20 protein-coding genes are annotated in these 18,764 nt (G+C 70.9%); 7 read left to right on the top strand and 13 right to left on the bottom strand.

The genetic code is table 11. The features are described 5' to 3' along the window. The first annotated feature begins 12 nt into the window (after window positions 1-12). Window positions 13-1,290 carry a thymidine phosphorylase gene (locus tag ACFYO2_RS11240; RefSeq protein ID WP_388347589.1) on the top strand — a complete coding sequence of 426 codons (1,278 nt, stop codon included), beginning with the start codon at window positions 13-15 and terminating at the stop codon, window positions 1,288-1,290. A gap of 271 nt (window positions 1,291-1,561) precedes the next feature. Here ACFYO2_RS11240 and ACFYO2_RS11235 read toward each other — a convergent pair whose 3' ends face one another. Continuing rightward, complete coding sequence (locus ACFYO2_RS11235; protein ID WP_388347162.1) at window positions 1,562-2,482, bottom strand: AEC family transporter; 921 nt, start codon at window positions 2,480-2,482, stop codon at window positions 1,562-1,564. Window positions 2,483-2,624: 142 nt separating this feature from the next. Between ACFYO2_RS11235 and ACFYO2_RS11230 the strand changes: the two genes are divergently transcribed. Continuing rightward, window positions 2,625-3,011, top strand: a complete 387-nt coding sequence (locus ACFYO2_RS11230; protein ID WP_388347161.1) for an STAS domain-containing protein — start codon at window positions 2,625-2,627, stop codon at window positions 3,009-3,011. Here the strand turns inward: ACFYO2_RS11230 and ACFYO2_RS11225 are convergent. Both ACFYO2_RS11225 and ACFYO2_RS11220 read right to left on the bottom strand, forming a co-directional pair. Further along, complete coding sequence (locus tag ACFYO2_RS11225) at window positions 2,895-3,905, bottom strand: sigma-70 family RNA polymerase sigma factor (RefSeq protein WP_388347159.1); 1,011 nt, start codon at window positions 3,903-3,905, stop codon at window positions 2,895-2,897. The two genes, ACFYO2_RS11230 and ACFYO2_RS11225, sit on opposite strands and share 117 nt — an antisense overlap. A 206-nt stretch (window positions 3,906-4,111) precedes the next feature. After that, window positions 4,112-5,389: an MFS transporter gene (locus tag ACFYO2_RS11220; protein ID WP_388347157.1), complete on the bottom strand. Its 1,278-nt coding sequence runs from the start codon at window positions 5,387-5,389 to the stop codon at window positions 4,112-4,114. Window positions 5,390-5,452: 63 nt separating this feature from the next. Here ACFYO2_RS11220 and ACFYO2_RS11215 point away from each other — a divergent pair, with 63 nt between their 5' ends. After that, on the top strand, window positions 5,453-6,406 hold the full coding sequence (locus ACFYO2_RS11215) for a LysR family transcriptional regulator (protein ID WP_388347155.1): 954 nt from the start codon (window positions 5,453-5,455) through the stop codon (window positions 6,404-6,406). Window positions 6,407-6,497: 91 nt separating this feature from the next. Here ACFYO2_RS11215 and ACFYO2_RS11210 read toward each other — a convergent pair whose 3' ends face one another. Continuing rightward, window positions 6,498-7,253, bottom strand: a complete 756-nt coding sequence (locus tag ACFYO2_RS11210) for a prolyl oligopeptidase family serine peptidase (protein ID WP_388347153.1) — start codon at window positions 7,251-7,253, stop codon at window positions 6,498-6,500. A gap of 113 nt (window positions 7,254-7,366) precedes the next feature. On the opposite strand from ACFYO2_RS11210, the gene ACFYO2_RS11205 reads away from it, so the two are divergent. Both ACFYO2_RS11205 and ACFYO2_RS11200 read left to right on the top strand, forming a co-directional pair. Continuing rightward, window positions 7,367-8,539, top strand: a complete 1,173-nt coding sequence (locus ACFYO2_RS11205; protein WP_388347151.1) for an adenosine deaminase — start codon at window positions 7,367-7,369, stop codon at window positions 8,537-8,539. 139 nt (window positions 8,540-8,678) lie between these two features. Next, complete coding sequence (locus tag ACFYO2_RS11200) at window positions 8,679-9,038, top strand: ATP-binding protein (RefSeq protein WP_388347149.1); 360 nt, start codon at window positions 8,679-8,681, stop codon at window positions 9,036-9,038. A gap of 73 nt (window positions 9,039-9,111) precedes the next feature. On the opposite strand, the gene ACFYO2_RS11195 is transcribed toward ACFYO2_RS11200, so the two are convergent. The 5 genes from ACFYO2_RS11195 to afsQ1 all read right to left on the bottom strand — a co-directional run bounded on the left by ACFYO2_RS11195 (window position 9,112) and on the right by afsQ1 (window position 12,920). Then, the gene (locus tag ACFYO2_RS11195; protein ID WP_388347147.1) at window positions 9,112-9,315 is read right to left on the bottom strand and encodes a PspC domain-containing protein; all 204 of its coding nucleotides are present in this window, start codon (window positions 9,313-9,315) and stop codon (window positions 9,112-9,114) included. Window positions 9,316-9,406: 91 nt separating this feature from the next. Beyond that, entirely contained in the window at window positions 9,407-9,958 is a 552-nt protein-coding gene (locus ACFYO2_RS11190) for a VanZ family protein (RefSeq protein ID WP_388347145.1), read from the bottom strand. 129 nt (window positions 9,959-10,087) lie between these two features. Further along, the gene (locus ACFYO2_RS11185) at window positions 10,088-10,690 is read right to left on the bottom strand and encodes a hypothetical protein (protein ID WP_388347143.1); all 603 of its coding nucleotides are present in this window, start codon (window positions 10,688-10,690) and stop codon (window positions 10,088-10,090) included. Further along, window positions 10,690-12,246 (bottom strand): ATP-binding protein, encoded by a 1,557-nt coding sequence (locus tag ACFYO2_RS11180; RefSeq protein WP_388347141.1) that lies wholly within the window; start codon window positions 12,244-12,246, stop codon window positions 10,690-10,692. The genes ACFYO2_RS11185 and ACFYO2_RS11180 overlap by 1 nt, the downstream gene beginning before the upstream one ends. Then, window positions 12,243-12,920, bottom strand: a complete 678-nt coding sequence (gene afsQ1 / locus ACFYO2_RS11175; protein ID WP_055611283.1) for a two-component system response regulator AfsQ1 — start codon at window positions 12,918-12,920, stop codon at window positions 12,243-12,245. Before afsQ1 ends, ACFYO2_RS11180 begins: the two co-directional genes overlap by 4 nt. Before the next feature lie 263 nt (window positions 12,921-13,183). Between afsQ1 and ACFYO2_RS11170 the strand changes: the two genes are divergently transcribed. Continuing rightward, a complete protein-coding gene (locus ACFYO2_RS11170) occupies window positions 13,184-13,963 on the top strand; it encodes a SigE family RNA polymerase sigma factor (protein ID WP_388347139.1) in 780 nt (259 codons plus the stop codon). Between the two features lie 175 nt (window positions 13,964-14,138). Here the strand turns inward: ACFYO2_RS11170 and ACFYO2_RS11165 are convergent, their stop codons facing one another. Next, entirely contained in the window at window positions 14,139-14,849 is a 711-nt protein-coding gene (locus tag ACFYO2_RS11165) for a uridine kinase (RefSeq protein ID WP_388347137.1), read from the bottom strand. Window positions 14,850-14,919: 70 nt separating this feature from the next. Here ACFYO2_RS11165 and ACFYO2_RS11160 point away from each other — a divergent pair, with 70 nt between their 5' ends. Then, entirely contained in the window at window positions 14,920-15,324 is a 405-nt protein-coding gene (locus tag ACFYO2_RS11160; RefSeq protein ID WP_388347135.1) for a hypothetical protein, read from the top strand. Between the two features lie 79 nt (window positions 15,325-15,403). Here the strand turns inward: ACFYO2_RS11160 and ACFYO2_RS11155 are convergent, their stop codons facing one another. Genes ACFYO2_RS11155 through deoC form a run of 3 tightly spaced genes read right to left on the bottom strand, consistent with a single transcriptional unit; the run spans window position 15,404 to window position 18,694 of the window. Further along, on the bottom strand, window positions 15,404-16,297 hold the full coding sequence (locus ACFYO2_RS11155) for an aldehyde dehydrogenase family protein (protein ID WP_388347133.1): 894 nt from the start codon (window positions 16,295-16,297) through the stop codon (window positions 15,404-15,406). Continuing rightward, window positions 16,290-17,726 carry an aldehyde dehydrogenase family protein gene (locus ACFYO2_RS11150; protein WP_388347131.1) on the bottom strand — a complete coding sequence of 479 codons (1,437 nt, stop codon included), beginning with the start codon at window positions 17,724-17,726 and terminating at the stop codon, window positions 16,290-16,292. Before ACFYO2_RS11150 ends, ACFYO2_RS11155 begins: the two co-directional genes overlap by 8 nt. Window positions 17,727-17,731: 5 nt before the next feature. Next, window positions 17,732-18,694 (bottom strand): deoxyribose-phosphate aldolase, encoded by a 963-nt coding sequence (gene deoC / locus ACFYO2_RS11145; protein ID WP_388347587.1) that lies wholly within the window; start codon window positions 18,692-18,694, stop codon window positions 17,732-17,734. Window positions 18,695-18,764: the final 70 nt, after the last annotated feature.

Raw genomic sequence — 18,764 nt, 5'->3', positions numbered from 1 at the left:
CAAGCCATGGCCATGGACGTCATCTCCGTCATCCGCACCAAGCGGGACCGTGGTGAGCTCAGCGACCAGCAGATCGACTGGGTCATCGACGCGTACACCCGCGGGGAGGTCGCCGACGAGCAGATGTCCGCGCTCGCGATGGCCATCCTGCTCAACGGCATGAACCGCCGGGAGATCGCCCGCTGGACCGCCGCGATGATCGCCTCCGGCGAGCGCATGGACTTCTCGTCCCTGTCCCGCCCGACGGCGGACAAGCACTCGACGGGCGGCGTCGGCGACAAGATCACCTTGCCGCTCGCCCCGCTGGTCGCGGCCTGCGGCGCGGCGGTCCCGCAGCTCTCCGGCCGCGGCCTCGGCCACACCGGCGGCACCCTCGACAAGCTGGAGTCGATCCCCGGCTGGCGGGCCCTGCTCTCCAACGAGGAGATGCTGTCCGTGCTCGAGGGAACGGGCGCGGTGATCTGCGCGGCGGGCGACGGCCTGGCCCCGGCGGACAAGAAGCTCTACGCCCTGCGTGACGTGACCGGCACGGTCGAGGCCATCCCGCTGATCGCCTCCTCGATCATGTCGAAGAAGATCGCCGAGGGCACCGGCTCCCTGGTCCTGGACGTGAAGGTCGGCACCGGCGCCTTCATGAAGACGCTGGAGGACGCCCGTGAGCTGGCCGCCACGATGGTGGGCCTGGGTACCGACCACGGCGTGAAGACGGTCGCCCTGCTCACGGACATGTCCACACCCCTGGGCCTGACCGCGGGCAACGCGCTGGAGGTCCGCGAGTCGGTGGAGGTGCTGGCGGGCGGCGGCCCCGCGGACGTGGTGGAGCTGACCCTGGCCCTGGCCCGCGAAATGCTCGACGCGGCCGGAGTGAAGCACGCCGACCCGGCGAAGGCCCTCGCCGACGGCTCGGCCATGGACGTCTGGCGTCGCATGATCGCGGCCCAGGGCGGCGATCCGGACGCTCAGCTGCCGGTGGCACGCGAGCAGCACGTGATCAAGGCTCCGTCCTCGGGTGTTCTGACCCGCCTCGACGCCTACGGCATCGGCGTCGCCGCCTGGCGCCTGGGCGCCGGCCGCGCCCGCAAGGAGGACCCGGTGCAGGCGGGCGCGGGCGTGGAGATGCACGCCAAGCCCGGCGACACGGTGACCGAGGGCCAGCCTCTGCTGACCCTGCACACGGACACGCCCGAGCGCTTCGAGTACGCCCTCGAGTCGGTGGAGGGCTCGTACGACATCGCGGCGGCGGGCACGGACTTCACGGCGTCGCCGGTGGTGCTGGAGCGGATTGCCTGACGCGGGTGACAGGTAGGAGGGGCCGGGGCTGATCGACGGCTCCGGCCCCCCTCTTTTCCGGTCTTCCACGCTCCCGTCCCCACTCCCGGCGCAGCCCGGCGCTGTGGGGTGCCGCTGCACCCACCCGTGCCGCCATGCGGCACGACTGCCCGCAGCTGCGTCGTGTTGCCGCTCGTGGCGCAGCCCGGCGCTGTGGGGTGCCGCTGCGTCCACCTGTGGGGCCTTGCGGCACGACTGCCCCGCAGCTGCGTCAGCGGTCCCGCTCCCGGTTTCAGCCGAGCAGAGCCGCGACCACGACCAGCACCGGTACCGACAGCACCGTCGACACCAGGATCGAGTCTCGCGCCAGCCGCTCGCCCACCCCGTAACTCGACGCGTAGGTGAAGAGGTTCTGCGCGGCCGGGAGGGCCGACGTCACCACCACGTCGAGCAGCGGTGCCCCGCGCAGCCCGAACACCCCCACCGCCAGCGCCCAGGCCACCACCGGCTGGCCCACCGTCTTCAACGCGACCGACAGCAGCACGAGCGGGCGGTCCGGACCCCGGCCCGGCATCGTGCTGCCGCACAGCGAGATGCCGAAGGCGAGCAGGACCGCCGGGACGGACATGTTGCCGATGAGGGTCACGGGGTCCATGACCGGCGACGGGACGCGGACGCCGGCCGCCGAGACCACGACCCCCGCGAGCGACCCCACCGCGATCGGATTGCGCAACGGCGTGAGCAGCCGCTGCCACATCGGACCCTTCTCGCCCCTGCCCGACAGGTCCAGGACCGTCAGGGCGACCGGAGTGAGCAGGAGCAGCTGGAACAGCAGGACCGGCGCCACCAGCGAGGCGTCGCCCAGCACGTACACGGCGATCGGGATGCCGAGGTTGCCCGAGTTGACGTAACCGGAGCACAGTGCGCCGATCGTCGTACGGCCCACCCCCCAGCCGCGTACGACACCCACCGCCACGAAGACGCCCGCTGCCGCCGCCGTGCTCAGCGCGGTCACGATCAGGCGGCTGGAGAAGATCAGCGACAGATCGGTGCGGGCGAGCGTGGTGAACAGCAGAGCCGGTGAGGCCACATGGAACGCGAGTTTGGTCAGGACGTCCCGGCCGTGCTCGCCGAGGTGGCCGCCCCGGCCGATCGCGTAGCCGACGCCGATCACTACGGCGATGACCGCGAAGCCGGTCAGCACTCCCTGCACGGAGCCTCCTCGGAGGTGAGGAAGGCGTGCGGTCTCCAGGGCGGTGCCGATATGTGGGGCATACAGGCAACCCTCCGGGGAAGGCGGGCGCCGGGTCAATGTGATCCCGATCGGCGGACGGCAGGGGACGACGCCGACCGCGATGAGTTACGCCCACCCCGCCGGTCTACCGACCGTGGACGCCATGACACCCGCTGTACTCGTGCTGGCCGGCCCCGTCACCAGGGACGAGGTGACCGGGCTGTGCGACGACGTGCGGGCGCTGCTGGAAGCCGGCGGTGCCGGGACAGTGGTGTGCGATGTCGGAGGGCTCGGGCCGCCGGGGCTCGCCGCCGTCGACCTCCTCGCGCGGCTGCAGCTCGCCGCCCGGCGGGCCGGGGGCCGGATCCGGCTGCGCGACCCCGACCCCGGCCTACACGCCCTTCTCGACCTGGTCGGTCTCCGCTTCGAGACGGAGGGGCAGCCCGAACAGCGGGAACCACCGCTGGGTGTCGAGGAAGCAGTGGAACCCGGTGATCCGGCCGTCTGAGATCTCCAGGACCTGGACCGCCCAGGGAACGTAACCGCCCTTCTCCGGGTCCGGCTTGTACTGGGCGAACCCGGGCAGGCCGTTGACCTGGACCGGCACCAGATGCGAGCCCGCGCAGGGGGCGCCGAGCGTCGTCATGAAGCCGGTGATGTCCGACGGGCCGGTCAGCCACAGGTCGAACGGCGGCATCGTCATGACCGCGTCCTCATGCAGCAGGGCCGTCAGAGCCGTCATGTCGTAGCCCTCGAACGCCGCCACATAGCGGTCGAGCAGCTTCTGCTGCTCCTCGTCCAACGGGTCCGACACCGCCGCCTCCGCGCCGTGCTGCTCCCGCTCGGCGAGGGTCGCCCGGGCCCGCTGCAGCGCGCTGTTCACCGATGCGACCGTGGTGTCGAGCAGCTCGGCGACCTCGCTCGCCTTCCAGGCCAGCACCTCGCGCAGGATCAGCACCGCGCGCTGCTTGGCCGGCAACTGCTGCAGCGCGGCCATGAAGGCCAGCCGCACGGACTCCTTGGCCACGGCCGCCTCCGCCGGGTCGTCGGTCGTGGGCAGCACGCGCGCGTCCGGCATCGGCTCCAGCCAGGTGTTGTCCGGGCGGGGGGACAGGGCGGCCTGGGCGAGGGGGGTGGAATCCGTGAGGTCCATGGGCCTCGCGCGCTTGTTGCCGGCCGTCAGCATGTCCAGGCAGACGTTCGTCGCGATCCGGTAGAGCCAGGAGCGGAGGCTGGAGCGGCCCTCGAACTTCTCGTAGCTCCGCCAGGCCCGGACCATCGTGTCCTGTACCGCGTCCTCGGCCTCGAAGGAGGAGCCGAGCATGCGGTAGCAGTACCCCGTCAGCTCCGTCCGGTGTTTCTCCAGCCTGAGGTCAAGATCCGTCGTCACCGTGTCACTCATCGCCCACCCGCCCCTGTGGCCGTTCCTGTCCGCACGCGTCTTTGCGCCCAGCACGTTTGAAGCTATCGCAGGGCACTGACAATGGCGTGCCGAGTGGGTGAACGTGCAGGTCAAATGGGTCTCGCCCCCGCCGCCCCTACCCGTCCCGTCCCTGGGGGCTGGCCCCCGGGTCGGGACGGGTAGGGGCGGCGGGGGCGAAGGAAACGTCAGTGGACCGGCACCGGGCTCCGCCGCGCAGCGACCCGCGCCGCCCGCGACCCGAACACCGTGATCGTCACGACACCGAGCACCGCCAGCAGGCCGACGCCCACCGTCCCGCCCCAGCCCCCCGCGTGGAACGCCACCGCGCCGACCGTACTGCCCGCGCTGGAGCCGACGTAGTAGGCGGACTGGTAGAGGGCCGACGCCTGCGCCCGCCCCTTCGTCGCCGTCTTGCTGACCGCCGACGAAGCGACCGCGTGCCCCGCGAAGAAGCCCGCGGTGATCAGCACCAGGCCCAGCAGGACCAGCGGAAGGAAGTCGGACAGGGACAACACCAGCCCCGTGGCCGTCGTACCGCCCGCCGTGTACAGCGCCCCCCGGCGGCCCAGCCGACCGACCAGCCGCCCCGCCGTGGACGCCGACACCGTACCCACCAGATAGACCAGGAAGATCGACCCGATGATGCCCTGCGGCAGGCCGAAGGGTGCCTCGGTCAGCCGGTATCCGATCACCGTGTACACACCGCCGAACACCGTCATGAACAGTGCGCCGATCGCGTACAGCCGGCGCAGCAGCGGGTTGGAGAGGTGGTCGCGGACCGTGCGGGCCAGCACCCGCGGCCGCAGCGAGCCCGGCACGAAGTTCTTCGGCGCCGGCAGCAGCAGCCGGAAGGCCACCGCGCAGCCGACCGCGATCGCGCCGATCACGCCGACCGCGACCCGCCAGCCCCACTCCTGCGCGACCCAGCCGGTGATGACCCGGCCGCTCATCCCGCCGACGCTGTTGCCCGCGACGAACAGGCCGATCGCGGTGACCAGCGCCTTGGGCGTGACCTCCTCCGCGAGGTAGGCCGTCGCCGAGGCCGGCAGACCGGCCAGCGCGGCCCCCTGGACCGCCCGCAGCACCACCAGAGCCGTCAGCGAGGGCGCGAAGGGGACCAGCAGCCCGACCGTCACCGCGACCGCCAGCGAGGCCGTCATCACCGTACGGCGGCCGAATCGTTCCGACAGGGCGCTCATCGGCAGGACGAACACCGCCAGTCCGCCGGTCGCCGCCGCCACCGTCCAGCTCGCCTCGCTCGCCGCCACGCCGAAGTCGGAGGAGATCAGCGGCAGCAGGGCCTGTGTCGAGTAGAGGAGGGCGAAGGTAGCGACACCGGCGAGGAAGAGGGCGAAGCTCATCCGGCGGTAACCGGGACCGCCGGGGGCCACACGGGAGTCGACTACAGGGGCAGAGGCTGCGGCGCCCACGATGGTGGACGCCCCGGTACTGGCGGGAGACATGCCTCGAAGTTACGTACGCTCCCGGTCATCCGTCCAATGCATGGAATCGTCATAATCGTTCCCATGAAGCATCAGCAGAGGTCACAGGCCCGCCTGTCACCATCCGGTGACACAGAAGACATGGTGATGTCGCTGGCCCCGCGCCTGGCCTACTTCGCCGGCGTCGCCCGCACCGAGCACGTCACCCGCGCCGCCCAGGAGATGCAGGTCCCGCAGTCCACCCTGTCGCGGGCCATGGTCCGCCTCGAACATGACCTCGGCGTCGATCTGTTCGCCCGCCACGGCCGTACGGTCTCCCTCACCCCCGCCGGACGCACCTTCCTCGCCTCCGTCGAGCGTGCCCTCGCCGAGGTCGGGCGCGCCGCCGACGCGGTCCGCGCCGACGCCGACCCCGCCACCGGCAAGGTCGCCTTCGGCTTCCTGCACACCATGGGCGCCGAGACCGTCCCGGGCCTGATCCACTCCTTCCGCGCCGACCATCCCGGCGTCCGCTTCAGCCTCGTCCAGAACTACGGCGAGGCGATGATCGAGCGCCTGAGGGCAGGCGAACTGGACCTTTGCCTCACCTCTCCCGTCCCGGACGCCCCCGACCTCGTCGCCCGCCGCCTCGACGAACAGAAGCTCCGCTTGGTCGTCCCGGCCGACCACCGCCTCGCCGCCCGCCGCCGCGTCCGCCTCGCCGAGGCCGCCGACGAAACCTTCGTCACTCTCGAACCCGGCTACGGCCTCCGCCGCATCACCGACGACCTCTGCCAGGAGGCCGGCTTCAAACCGAGGGTCGCCTTCGAAGGCGAGGAAGCGGAAACCCTGAGGGGCCTGGTCGCGGCGGGCCTAGGCGTAGCCCTCCTGCCACCACCCGTCTTTCCTCGCCCGGGAGTCGTGGAACTGACGGTCACGGCTCCACGGGCGGCCAGGGAAATCGGCGTGGCCTGGCTGGACGGCCACCCGGACACACCCCCCGTGGCGGCCTTCAAGAAGTTCCTGCTCTCAAGACGGGGCAATCTGCTGCCGGGTTAGGGGCGCGGGGCTGTGACACAGCGGCTCCGCCGCGGGGCGCGACCAGCCACAACGAACCCGCAGCCCGAAGACAAGCCGGTAGCCCCCGGACCTACCGCCGCCGCCCGAACCCGGAAGCAAGCGGCATCCGCAACCCCAACGGCGGCGGCGCCGCCAACGCATCCCGAACCGGCCGCGACAACGCCCGCCCGAACAGCGCCCCCATCACGAAGTCCTCCGCCAGCGCGTGCACCTCCTCCCGGTGCTGATGCAACCCGTGCCCGTCGGAGTGCACTTCGAACCGGCACACGTCCCGGTTCGCCTTCTTCGCGCGCGCCGCCAGCCGGAACGACAACTCCGGGTCCGTACGTTCGTCATTCGTGCCGTGCACGATCAGCACCCGGCGCCCCACGAGCTGCTTCACCGGTTCGGGTGGCGCGGCCACGTCCTCCTCGGGCAGCCAGGGCGCCAGTGCCACCGCGGAGTTGACGGCCTCGTGCCCGCTCGCGTGCAGCGCGGCGCGGCCGCCCATGCCGACGCCCGTGAGGCAGACGGGGACGTCGCCGTAGCGCCGTACTGTCTCGTCGACCGCCCAGGCGGCGTCGTGGGCCAGATGCGCCTCGCTGCCGTTCCAGCCGCGATAGCGGTAGTGGACGACGTGCGTGGCCAGGCCGTCCTCGCGGCCCGCGCGGGCCAGGCGCCGTCCCAATGCCCTTACGGACGCGGTCGCCATCATCGGTGACGGTCTGCGGCCGGAGACCTCGTCGCCACCGGGGAGCAACAGCACCACCCCGCTCACCGCCGTCGGCTCCGGTCCCAGTGCCCGCCCCAGCCGGGCCGTGCGAACCGGCGTCGCTTGCTGTGCCATGACAGAACAGTGTCAGAAGGCGAGGTGTACGACACTGGTCCGTGCGGTCACCGTTACGTATCGACGATTTCGTACAGCGCGCGATCTACGCGCGTAGGCGTTAGAGTGCGGAAATGACGAGCCAGACTGCCCCGAAGGGGACCACCCCGAACTCGGACCAGATCCGCCGGGCGCCCAAGGTCCTGCTGCACGACCACCTCGACGGCGGCCTGCGCCCCGGCACGATCGTCGACCTCGCCCGGGAGACCGGGTACTCCGACCTTCCGGAGACCGACCCCGACAAGCTCGGCGTCTGGTTCCGCGAGGCCGCCGACTCCGGTTCGCTGGAACGGTACTTGGAGACCTTCTCGCACACCGTCGGCGTCATGCAGACCCGTGACGCGCTCGTGAGGGTCGCCGCCGAATGCGCCGAGGACCTCGCCGAGGACGGGGTCGTGTACGCGGAGGTGCGGTACGCCCCCGAGCAGCACCTGGAAGGCGGGCTCAGCCTCGAAGAGGTCGTCGAGGCCGTCAACGCGGGCTTCCGGGAAGGGGAGCGGCGAGCCCGCGAGAGCGGCCACCGTATCCGCGTCGGGGCCCTGCTCACCGCCATGCGGCATGCCGCCCGCGCCCTGGAGATCGCCGAACTGGCCAACCGCTACCGGGACCTGGCGGGCGGCGGTGTTGTCGGATTCGACATCGCGGGCGCGGAGGCCGGGTTCCCGCCCACCCGGCACCTCGACGCCTTCGAGTACCTCAAGCGCGAGAACAACCACTTCACCATCCACGCCGGCGAGGCCTTCGGACTGCCGTCCATCTGGCAGGCCCTCCAGTGGTGCGGCGCCGACCGGCTCGGCCACGGTGTGCGCATCATCGACGACATCCAGGTCCACGAGGACGGCTCGGTCAAGCTCGGCCGGCTCGCCTCCTATGTACGGGACAAGCGGATCCCGCTGGAGCTGTGCCCCAGTTCCAACCTCCAGACCGGAGCCGCCGCCTCGTACGCCGAGCACCCCATCGGGCTGCTGCGCCGGCTGCACTTCCGGGCGACGGTCAATACCGACAACCGCCTGATGTCGGGCACCAGCATGAGCCGGGAATTCGAGCACCTTGTCGAGGCGTTCGGTTACACGCTCGACGACATGCAGTGGTTCTCCGTCAATGCTATGAAATCAGCGTTCATTCCTTTCGATGAACGCCTCGCCATGATCAATGACGTCATCAAGCCGGGATATGCCGAGCTGAAGTCCGAATGGCTGTTCCAGCAGACCGCCTCCACCAGCGGTTCTGTGGGCAAGGAGGGCTGAGCCGAGGAAATTCCGGGCACCGGAATGCGGGCGGGCTTTCACGATCCGTCCGCATTTCGATGTTTGCGGCGGGTGCCGTCACGTGTTTACGGTCGTGGACCGCTCACATCCCCGTCATCCCATTCAAGGACGCGTTTTAATGAAGCAGTCTGCTGCCAAGACCCTCGGTGTCGCCGCTCTCGGTGCCGCCTTCGCCGCCGCCGGGGCGGGTGCCGCGAACGCCGCACCGGCCGTTCCGGACGCCCCCGAGGCGCTGGGCGCCGTCACCCAGACGCTGCCGGCGGAGAACGTCACGAAGGCGCTGCCGGGGGCCGGTGAGGCGGTGTCGCAGGCGCAGCCGGCGCTCACCACGAGCCTCGCCACCGTGCAGCCGGTCGCACAGAAGGTGCTCTCCGAGGGCCCGACCGCGCCGGTCGCCGGTCTGCTCGGCGGTCTCCCGGTCGGTGGCACCGGGCTGCCCACGAACAACCTGCCGGTGAACGGGATCCCGCTCGGCTGACCCGCACCGCCTCCGCACGCGCCGGTGGGGCGCACCCTTGGACACGGGGTGCGCCCCACCGGCGTACGTACGCCTACCAGGCGGTGCGCGTGGCCTTGTCCTCCGACGGGAACAGGATCCACAGCGCGATGTAGAGCAGGAACTGCGGGCCCGGCAGCAGGCAGGACACGAGGAAGATCACCCGCATCGTCGTGGCGGAGGTGCCGAAGCGCCGTGCCAGCGCGGCACACACTCCGCCGATCATGCGGCCGTTGGTGGGGCGGGCGAGGCGGGACATGGCTGCTCCTTCGTGAGCGTCTGTGGGAGGCGACCTTGTTGGCTGCCATCTGACAACCACGGTACGGAGACGAAGCGGGCAAAGCGTCGCTCTACGGTGCGATACCGACCCTGGGAATCGTCGGGGTCCGACCCTGAGGAGCCTCCTCCTGGCGGACGGAGCGGTGGTGTACGCGCTCCGTCCTGCGGCGCAGCCAGGCGCGGGCCACCGGCACGAGCGCCGCGTGCGTGAGGGCGACGCCCGCCGTGTTCAGGAGCAGCGAGTCTATGTCGACGACCTGTCCGGGCACCCCGGTCTGGAGCAGCTCGATGCCCAGGGAGATCAGGGCGGCGGCGGCCGTCGTACGGAGCAGGGAGGCGAGCGGGGAAACGGCGAGCCTGCCGTGTGCCATCGGGAGCAGTGCGCCCAGCGGGGCCAGCAGCGCCAGCCCCTCGGTGATGCGCCGGGCGCCCTCCTGCCAGCCGAGCGCCGTATCCGCTCGGATACCGGCCAGCGGATGAAGGTTGGGTGGCATCACCCAGGGGACGTCCAGCGGACGCAGCGTGAACCAGGCGACGAACGCGAGGTGTGCGACGAGGAGGACACCTCCGGTCACACGGATGCGAATCGCGGCACTGCCGCCGATGGAGCCTTGACGCTGCACGCCCCCCTAGACGCGGCCTCCGGCACGATCGGTTCCGGGACACCCAGAGGTACGTGCATGAGGCTTGCGCCACACGCCCCCCTTTTTTTTGGGGCTCGGTTCGCCTCCGGGGCGCCTCACTCGCCGGTGTCAGCCGCCCGCCACCTCGCTCGACGGTGGCTCCTTGCTGCCCGGGCGGGAGCGGACCTCGTCCGTGCACTCGTAGCGGCGCAGGGGCTCGCTGCCGGGGCCGCCGAGGATGACGGAGCCGTCGCCCTCCGCGGCCGCCGAGTCGGAGAAGGTGCAGACGAGCTGGGCGAGGGAGTAGGAGGTGAGGTCGCCCGGCCGGGTGCTCAGGCGCAGGGCGTCCGCGGGATCCCCGGGGCGCGGCCCGCTCACCGTCATGCCGCCGCGCACGTCGGAGGTGTAGCCGGCCTCCTTCTCCGCGGCCGACGGCGTCGCGGCGAGTTCGTCCAGCAGCTCCTGCGCGACCAGCACGCGCCGCGCGGAGTCCGCCGTACCGTCCGGGACGCGCACGGTCCGGTCGACGGTCACCAGAGACGAACCGCACAGCAGGAACACCTGGACCGGCAGCCCGCGCGAGGCCTGCGTGGTGATGTCCGGCTTGGAGAGGGAGCAGCGCACCCTGGAGGGCGCGGGACCGAAGTCGGTGGGCACCTCGGTGGCCCGGATGCCACACCCGGCGAGGAGCAGGGCGAGCACGGGGAGCGCCAGCACTCGGCGTACGTTCATCAGGCGTCCCCCCTGGCCTTCTCACCTTCGTCGGGCTCCTCCGTGAGCGGCGACGAGTCCCGCGGCAGCCGCAGGGTGAACACCGCGCCTCCCTCGGTGGAGTTGGCGGCGGTTATCCCGCCGCCGTGGATGTGGGCGTTCTCCAGGGCGATGGACAGGCCGAGGCCGCTGCCCTCGGAGCGCGGCCGGGAGGCGCTGGCCTTGTAGAACCGGTCGAAGACGTGCGGCAGGACGTCCTCGGGGATGCCCGGCCCGTGGTCCCGCACCTGGATGACCACCTCGTCGTCCGCCTCCCGCACGGCGATCCGCACCGGCGACCCGCCGTGCTTGAGCGCGTTGCCGACGAGGTTCGCCAGGATCACGTCCAGGCGGCGCGGGTCGAGGCGGGCGTGGATGCCGCGCTCGGCGTCCAGATCCACCGCGTCCAGCCAGGCCCGCGCGTCGATGCACGCGGTGATCTGGTCGGCGACGTCGACGTCGTCCAGGACCAGCCGCGCCGTGCCCGCGTCGAAGCGGGTGACCTCCATGAGGTTCTCGACCAGCTCGTTGAGCCGCCGCGTCTCGCTGACCACGAGCCGTACCGCCGGATCGACCATGGGATCGATGCCGCCCGACTCCAGCTCATCCTCCAGCACCTCCGAGACGGCGGTGATGGCGGTGAGCGGCGTCCGCAGTTCGTGCGACATGTCCGCCACGAACCGCCGGGACGCGTCCTCCCGCGCGGCCATGTCGTCCACCCGCTTCTCCAGCGCCGCCGCCGCGTTGTTGAACGTCCGTGACAGATCGGCGAGTTCGTCGGTCCCGGACACCTGCAGCCGCGTGTCCAGCTTCCCCTCGCCGAGCCGCCGGGCGGCGACACCCAGCCGGTGCACCGGCTTCAGTACGGTCGTGGAGGCCGCCTGCGCGAGCAGCGCGGAGCCGAGCAGCGCCAGGCCGGTGGCGATGCCGAGCGACCAGGCGAGCGAGTTGAGGTCCTTGGCCTCCGGTTCCAGCGACTTGAGCATGTAACCGGTCGGCCCGCCGCCGATCACCTTCGTGCCCGCCACCAGATACGGGGTGCCGTCGCTGACTATCCGCTGCCAGTACAGGTGGTAGGCGTACTTGTTGGTCGAGGTGACCCGCTGCTTCCTGTTCACCGCCTCGCGCAGGGAGGCGGGCACGTCCTGAAGCGAGAAGCCGTTCAGTGCGCCGGAGTTGCCGTACACCGTCGTGCCGCTCTCGTCCGCGGCGACCAGCAGCACGCTGAAACGCTGGCTGCTGTTCGCCATCTGGCCCGCGGTGTGCTGCAGTTCGTCCTGGCTGGGGTTCTCGGGCAGCGCGCCCGCGCGGTTCTGCATCTCCTGCTCGAAGTCGCGCAGCACCGCGTCCTGGGTACGGGTGAGCACCGCCTCGCGGTTGAGCCAGTAGGCGATGCCGGACGCGGACACGGCGGCGGTCAGCGCCACCAGACCGAACACGACGACCAGCCGCAGGCGCAGGCTGGTGAAGCGCAGCCGTGACCAGGTTCCCTTACGAGCCGCGGCCCAGCCGCGGACCCCCCCTTGCGCTTCGGTCACTGAGGACTGTCCAGCCGATAACCCACGCCCCGCACGGTACGGATCAGCGTCGGGGACGACGGCACGTCCTCGACCTTGGCGCGCAGCCGCTGCACACAGGCGTCCACCAGCCGGGAGTCGCCGAGGTAGTCGTGCTCCCACACCAGCCGCAGCAACTGCTGCCGGGACAGGGCCTGTCCGGGCCGGCGGCTCAGTTCGAGCAGCAGCCTGAGCTCGGTCGGGGTCAGCTGGAGGTCCTCGCCGTTCTTGGTCACGGTCATGGCCGCGCGGTCGATGACCAGCGAACCGAACGTGGCCGCGTCGTTCGCCTCCCGCTCGCCGCGCCGCAGCACGGCCCGGATCCGGGCGTCGAGGACCCGCCCCTGGACAGGCTTGACGACATAGTCGTCGGCACCGGACTCCAGCCCGACCACCACGTCGATGTCGTCGCTGCGCGCGGTCAGCAGAATGATCGGCAGCTGGTCCGTGCGCCGGATGCGACGGCACACCTCGAACCCGTCGATACCGGGCAGCATCACGTCCAGCACGATCAGATCCGGCCGCTGCTCACGCAGCAGCTTCAGGCCGTCCTCGCCGGTGGCAGCGGTGGCAACCCGGTGTCCCTGGCGCGTCAGAGACAGCTCCAGGGCCGTACGGATGGCGTCGTCGTCCTCGATCAGCAACAGGGAAGGCACGGGGGTCATTCTGGCCCATGGCGGGGTGGGGCTGCGACACCTGTATTTTTCCGACCCGAACCTGTATTTCTACCCGCCGGTAGCGCTCTCGTCTGTGTGGGGGCTGTGCCACGTCCGGGAGCGGCCTGCGAAGGGGGCCCTGTGACAGGTCTGTGACAGTCGGCGGACACGGCCATGAAGTGGCCCGGGCAAGCTTTTCGGCACAGGCAAGGAAGCAGCACGCAGGACCGAAACACCGGGAAGTCCACGACGGGGGGCGCGAGATGAACACGCTGCACGGCACCAGCGCGAGCGCAGTGATCACGCGTCTGCACGACGTGAACGGGGGCCGGGGTTCCGAGAAGTCCGCTGTTGATGGGGGTCCCTCCCGCGCGAGTGCATTCGAGCGTGGGGGAGGGCGGGGGTGCGCTCGCGGCGCCGGGCGTCAGCACACCGGGTACATGACGGTGGTTGACGGCTTCACGGGGGAAGCGCACGGGGGAAGCGCGTACAGGGAGGACACGGGGGAGCGTCGTTCGCTGTCGGAGGCGGAGTTCACCGCCTACGTCCAGGAGCGCCGCGCCTCCCTGTACGCGACCGCCTACCACCTCACCGGCGATCGCTTCGAGGCCGAGGACCTGCTGCAGAGCGCGCTGTTCTCGACGTACCGGGCGTGGGAGCGGATCAGTGACAAGGCCGCGGTCGGGGGCTACCTCCGCCGCACCATGACCAACCTGCACATCAGCGCGTGGCGCCGCCGCAAGCTGAACGAGTACCCGACCGAGGAACTGCCGGAGACGCCCGGCGACACGGACGCGATGCGCGGCACGGAACTGCGCGCGGTCCTGTGGCAGGCGCTCGCCCGGCTGCCGGAACTCCAGCGCACCATGCTGGTCCTGCGCTACTACGAGGGCCGCACGGACCCGGAGATCGCGGAGATCCTCGACATCAGTGTCGGCACGGTGAAGTCCAGCATCTGGCGGTCGCTCCGCCGGCTGCGCGAGGACGAGGTCCTCAGCTTCGGCCGTGACGAGGAAAGCGCCTTCGGGGAGCTCGTCGCCTGAAGGTTGGGGGGAAGCAAGTAACGGGGGAGCGGTAACCGGGGGGCCAACGGGGGTCACGGGGGACCAACGGGGGGCCATGGGGGGAAGCACGGGGGAGCACCAAGGGAGCGGGACTGGAGGGCCGGGGGGTCCGTCCAGTCCCGTTTTCGCGTGTACGGCGGTCAGCGGGCGGAGATCAACCCCGCGAGGCCGAAGTCGCCGCCGGGCGGCGTCCCGCCGCGGCCGAGGCCAGGCGGCCCAGGGCCTCCTCCTTGTCGCAGGCGTGGGCGCCCAGGGCCGTCTGGCGGGCCACGATGGAGCGTTCGGCGCGCATCAGGCGCCAGCCCCGGCGCAGGAGGAAGGGCACCGACTTGCGGCCCTCCCGCAGGTCGCGGAGGAAGCGGCGGCGGAAGGTGCGGACCGGGCCGCGGCTCAGGCACAGGGCGTCGGCGAGGACGTCGAGTTCCTGGCAGCGGGTGACGATCTCGGCCGCGAAGATGCCCTCCGCGATGAACAGCGGGGTGCGGCCCACCTCGACCGACTCCTCGCCGGTGCGGGCGCTCAGGGAGATGTCGTAGACGGGGATCTTTGTTCGGCCCGTACGGCACAGGTCTACGATCGCGGCGATCGCCGTGTCCGCGTCCCACGAGTCCGGGTGGTCCCAGTCGATGTCGGAGCTCCCGGCCACCAGCGGCAGCGTCGGGTCGTCGCCCTCCTTGTAGAAGTCGTCGAGCCGCAGGACCGGCAGGCCGGAGCGGGCGGCGAGGAGGGACTTGCCGGAGCCGGAGGGGCCGCAGAGCAGCACGACTCGCGTCGGTATGGGTGGTTGGGAGCTCACGGGACACCAGTGTGAGGCATCGATCGGCTCCCGCACGACCCCGCGGGTCGGCTTTGAAGCGCGCGTCACAGTTCAACTACCCTTCGTGTCGTCCTGATTACCATGCGCAAGTCGAAGCAAGCAGAAGGTGGCAGAAACGATGGTCCGACACGCGTCCTCCCAGAACCCGACCGCCCAGCGCGCCCTGGTCGCCCTCGCGACCGCGGGCATGGCCCTGGGAGCAGGCGCGGTGACGGCGTCCGCGGACACCGAGCCGGTCGTCGACGTGCTGCGCACCCGCCCGTCCTCGCTCGGCAACGTCGACCCGCAGGCCGGCCTCCAGGCTCTGACCGGCACCGTCGGCCACGTCACCGGCCCGGTCGCCGGCCTCAAGCCCAACCCCCTTGCCGGCACGGGAGTCGACCCGCTCGACAACGGCGTCGGCACCCAGCTCGCCGACTTCCAGCCGCTGACGTCGCAGGCGCTGACCGGGCCGGTCGCGCAGGCGCAGTCCATCGGGAGCGTGCCGGTGGTCGGGCAGGTGGCGGGGCTGCTGAACCACTGAGGACGGCAGGTGAAGAGCCGCGCCTCCCCCGGACGGAGGGGAGGCGCGGCTCTCCGGTCTTCGGTGAAGGTCGGGCCGGTCAGTAACCCGATCCGGACGCGCCCAGGGAACCCGTGGGGTGCCAGACCGTCTTCGTCTCCAGGAACGCCGTCATACGGTCGATGCCGGGCGTCGCCGACCAGTCGTCCACAGGCTGTGGACGAAGGACGCGCTTCAGGTTGTCCGCCGCCGCGATCTCCAGTTCCTTCGCCAGTCCGTCGTCGGTGCCGGCGCCGGCCAGATCGATCGCGTTGACGTCCTGGTGCGCCGCGAGGGGCGCCGCGATCTCCGCCGTACGGCCGGAGAGGACGTTGACGACACCGCCGGGCAGGTCGGAGGTGGCAAGGACCTCGCCCAGGGAGAGGGCGGGGAGCGGGGACTTCTCGCTCGCGATCACGATCGCCGTGTTGCCGGTCGCGATCACCGGGGCGACGACCGAGACCAGGCCGAGGAACGACGACTCCTGGGGGGCCAGCACGGTGACCACACCCGTCGGCTCGGGGGACGAGAGGTTGAAGTACGGGCCCGCCACCGGGTTGCCGCCGCCGACCACCTGGGCGATCTTGTCGGTCCAGCCCGCGTACCAGACCCAGCGGTCGATCGCCGCGTTCACCTGCTCGGCGGCCTTGGACTTCGAAAGGCCCTCGGCGTCGGCGACCTCGTGGACGAACTGCGCCTTGCGGCCCTCCAGCATCTCGGCGATGCGGTAGAGGATCTGGCCGCGGTTGTACGCGGTCGCGCCGGACCAGCCGCCGAACGCCTTGCGGGCCGCCACCACGGCGTCACGGGCGTCCTTGCGGGAGGAAAGGGGCGCGTTGGCCAGCCACTTGCCCTTCGGGTCCGTCACCTCGTACACCCGGCCGCTCTCGGAACGCGGGAACTTCCCGCCGACGTACAGCTTGTAGGTCTTGAACACACTGAGACGGTCAGACATCGAGGTACGCCTCCAGGCCGTGGCGACCGCCCTCGCGGCCGAAGCCCGACTCCTTGTAGCCGCCGAACGGCGAGGTCGGGTCGAACTTGTTGAACGTGTTGGACCAGACGACGCCCGCGCGGAGCTTGTTCGCCACCGCGAGGATGCGGGAGCCTTTCTCGCTCCAGATGCCGGCGGAGAGGCCGTACTGGCTGTTGTTGGCCTTCGCGACCGCCTCGTCCGGGGTGCGGAAGGTGAGGACGGACAGCACCGGGCCGAAGATCTCGTCGCGGGCGATGGTGTGCGCCTGGGTGACGTTCGTGAAGAGCGTCGGGGCGAACCAGTAGCCGGAGGAGGGGAGTTCGCAGGCCGAGGACCAGCGCTCGGCGCCCTCCGCCTCGCCCTGCTCGACGAGCGTCGTGATCCGGGACAGCTGCTCGGCGGAGTTGATCGCGCCGATGTCCGTGTTCTTGTCCAGCGGGTCGCCGAGGCGCAGCGTGGAGAGCCTGCGCTTCAGCGAGTCCAGCAGCTCGTCCTGGATCGACTCCTGGACCAGCAGCCGGGAGCCCGCGCAGCAGACCTGGCCCTGGTTGAAGAAGATGCCGCTCACGATGCCCTCGACGGCCTGGTCGATCGGGGCGTCGTCGAAGACGATGTTGGCGCCCTTGCCGCCGAGTTCGAGGGTGACCTTCTTCTTCGTGCCCGCCACCTGGCGCGCGATGGCCTTGCCGACCGCCGTGGAGCCGGTGAAGGCCACCTTGTTCACGTCGGGGTGCTCGACGAGCGCCGCGCCCGTGTCGCCGTATCCCGGAAGGATGTTGACGACGCCCTTGGGCAGGCCCGCCTGGCGGCAGATGTCCGCGAAGAACAGGGCGGACAGGGGGGTCGTCTCGGCGGGCTTGAGCACCACCGTGTTGCCGGTCGCGAGAGCCGGGGCGATCTTCCAGGCCAGCATCAGGAGCGGGAAGTTCCAGGGGATGACCTGGCCCGCCACGCCGAGGGGCCGGGGGTTCGCGCCGAAGCCGGCGTGGTCGAGCTTGTCGGCCCAGCCCGCGTAGTAGAAGAAGTGCGCGGCGACCAGGGGGAGGTCCGCGTCGCGGGTCTCCTTGATCGGCTTGCCGTTGTCCAGGGTCTCCAGGACGGCCAGTTCGCGGCTGCGCTCCTGGATGATCCGGGCGATGCGGAACAGGTACTTCGCGCGCTCCGAGCCGGGCAGTGCCGACCACTTCTCGAAGGCCCTGCGGGCGGCCTTGACCGCGCGGTCGATGTCCTCCGTGCCGGCCTGGGCGATCTCGGACAGCACTTCCTCGGTGCTCGGCGAGACCGTCTTGAAGACCCTGCCGTCGGCCGCCTCGGTGAACTCGCCGTCGATGAACAGGCCGTAGGACGGGGCGATGTCGACGACCGAGCGGGACTCGGGGGCCGGTGCGTACTCGAATACAGAACCCATGGTGATCAGTCCACCGTCACGTAGTCGGGGCCGGAGTAGCGGCCGGTGGCCAGCTTCTGGCGCTGCATCAGCAGGTCGTTCAGGAGCGAGGAGGCACCGAAGCGGAACCAGTGGTTGTCCAGCCAGTCCTCGCCCGCGGTCTCGTTGACCAGAACGAGAAACTTGATGGCGTCCTTGGAAGTGCGGATCCCGCCGGCCGGCTTCACGCCGACCTGCACCCCGGTCTGGGCGCGGAAGTCGCGGACGGCCTCCAGCATCAGGAGCGTGTTCGCGGGCGTCGCGTTGACGGCGACCTTGCCGGTGGACGTCTTGATGAAGTCGGCGCCGGCGAGCATGCCGAGCCAGCTGGCGCGGCGGATGTTGTCGTACGTCGACAACTCGCCCGTCTCGAAGATCACCTTGAGGCGGGCGGAGGACCCGCAGGCCTCCTTCACGGCGATGATCTCGTCGTACACCTTCATGTAGTTCCCCGCGAGGAACGCCCCGCGGTCGATGACCATGTCGATCTCGTCGGCACCCGCGGTGACCGCGTCCCGGACGTCCGCCAGCTTCACGGAGAGGGCGGCCCGGCCGGCCGGGAAGGCGGTGGCGACCGAGGCGACCTTCACGGAGGAACCGGCGACGGCCTCCTTGGCGGTGGCCACCATGTCCGGGTAGACACAGACGGCCGCGGTCGCCGGGGTCGTACGGTCGGTCGGGTCGGGGCGGACCGCCTTCGCGCCGAGCGCCCGGACCTTGCCCGGGGTGTCCGCGCCTTCCAGCGTCGTCAGGTCGACCATCGAGATGGCGAGGTCGATCGCGTACGCCTTGGCGGTCGTCTTGATGGAACGGGTGCCGAGTGAGGCGGCGCGCGCCTCCAGGCCGACCGCGTCGACGCCGGGCAGCCCGTGGAGGAAGCGGCGCAGCGTGCTGTCGGACGCGGTGACGTCGGCGAGAGCTTTTGCAGCAGCAGGTGCAGTGGTGGGCATGGTCACCAGACGAGCATATCTACGCGCGTAGCGGCTGTACACCCCGACAGACATATCAGGTGCTCATCCG

This window comes from Streptomyces sp. NPDC006602, assembly GCF_042870385.1.
In the GTDB taxonomy this organism is placed as follows: Bacteria; Actinomycetota; Actinomycetes; order Streptomycetales; family Streptomycetaceae; genus Streptomyces.
Note: the sequence above shows the minus strand (reverse complement) of the source record. Positions and strands in the feature narration are given on the sequence as shown.